Here is a 1625-nt window from a genome sequence, read left to right as displayed (position 1 = left end):
GGTGTTGCACGCGAAAATCGGGCAATTGACTTTGGAGAACGATTCCTAAGAAACGCCCTGCGTGGGTTGGAGGCAGAAGCCGAACTCGGCTGCCCGCCTGTACAACTGCTTGATGACACGCTCCTTGTAGCGCTGTTCGTAGTGGTCGGCTCCCGGGTCGACGTATTGCATGCCGAAGCGCATGGCGTTGTAGAACAGTACGGCGATCTTGCGCGCGGTGGCGGTGACGGCTTTGGCCTTGCCGATGCGAGCCGCCAGCCGGCGGTAGAACGCACCCAGCGCCGTGCTGGTCTTTCCCACCGTGACGGCAGCCAGCCGCAGCAGGGCAGCCACGCGATTGGTGGTCTTGCGCGTATGTGAGGACAGGACCTTGCCGCCGCTCACCTTGCACCCTGGCGACAGGGTCAGCCAGGAGGTGAAGTGCTTGGCGGTGGGCCATCGGCTGAGATCGGTGCCGCATTCGGCAACGAGACGCACAGCCAGGTAGGGACCGATTCCATGGATCTGGGTGAGATCGACGCCAGCGAGCTGGTACATGAGGAGACGCACGTCGAAGCTCAGTGCGTTGGGTTGTCGGGTCTGGCTGCGCACCTTTCCCAATGGCTGTTGCGGTACGGGCCTGTCGGCGGCAAGCATCGCCAGCGTGCGCTCGATCTGGGCATCGCATTCATCGACGCGGGCCTGGTAGAAGTCATACAGTGCCAGGGCCTGTTGCAGCGCGAAGACGTGTTCGGGCTGGTAGTTGCCCACCAGGGCGGCCCGGATCGTCTCGACACTGGACCTGCAGTTGCGCTCACGCATCGCAGCCAGCACGCCGGCATCACGCTCTCCGGCGACGATGGCGCGGATGATGCGCATCCCTGTGGCTCCCGTCACGTCGGAGACGACATGGTGCAGTTGAAGGTTCATGAAGGTCAGCGCCTTCTGCATATGCTGGATGTGTGCGGCCGCGTAGTCCAGATGCCGTTCCCGAAGCCGCAGATAGGCTCGAAGCGCAGCGATGTCGCCGCTGGGTCTGAAGCTTGGGCGCAACAGGCCGCAGGCATGGAGCCGCTGCAGCCACTGCGCGTCGTTGACGTCGCTCTTTCGACCTGGCACGGCGCGGGATTCGCGTGCGTTGGCCACGATTACCTCGAGACCACGGCCCTCGAGGATCTCGTAGGCCGGGATCCAGTACACGCCGGTTGATTCCATCGCTACGGTTTTGATCCCAAGCGACACGATCCAGTCGGCCATAAGTTGAAGGTCACCAGTGAAGGCCTGGAAAGTCTGTACCGGCTGGTCGCACAGGTCTGGTGGCACTGCAACGACATGGAACCGGGATCCAATGTCGATGGCTGCAGCCCTGTCGTTGACGACGGGCAGACCTGTGGGCTTGCTGTGCAGTCTGGGCATGATCGAACCTCGCGATGGTTGAGCACGCCGGACGGGGGACTCGGATGGGGTCACATTCCTAAACGGGGTCGCACTGGGCGCCACCACAAGCGGGTCCGCAGCTTCCCCCTGGGCCAGGTTTTTTGACGGGGTCATCGCCTCCAAAATCGTAGCGACCACTGTCCAGGCGCATTTCAGTATAGGCACCCGTGCGTTTCTATCCATGGGGCCGTGGGATGCCGCGATCGCTG

The 1625-nt window shown here is 62.8% G+C and carries 1 protein-coding gene; it reads right to left on the bottom strand.

Annotated features, from left to right (window positions below; translation table 11 throughout):
• Positions 1-45 precede the first annotated feature (45 nt).
• Positions 46-1395, bottom strand: coding sequence for an IS110 family RNA-guided transposase (locus PQR02_RS40315; protein ID WP_408243367.1), 1350 nt, complete (start codon positions 1393-1395; stop codon positions 46-48).
• Positions 1396-1625: the final 230 nt, after the last annotated feature.

It is taken from the genome of Paraburkholderia sediminicola (assembly GCF_046026895.1).
Taxonomy (GTDB): Bacteria; Pseudomonadota; Gammaproteobacteria; order Burkholderiales; family Burkholderiaceae; genus Paraburkholderia; species Paraburkholderia sediminicola_C.
Note: the sequence above shows the minus strand (reverse complement) of the source record. Positions and strands in the feature narration are given on the sequence as shown.

Coding starts and splice junctions, on each gene's coding strand:
- PQR02_RS40315 (WP_408243367.1), bottom strand. CDS start 1,395: ATGCCCAGACTGCACAGCAAGCCCACAGGTCTGCCCGTCGTCAACGAC.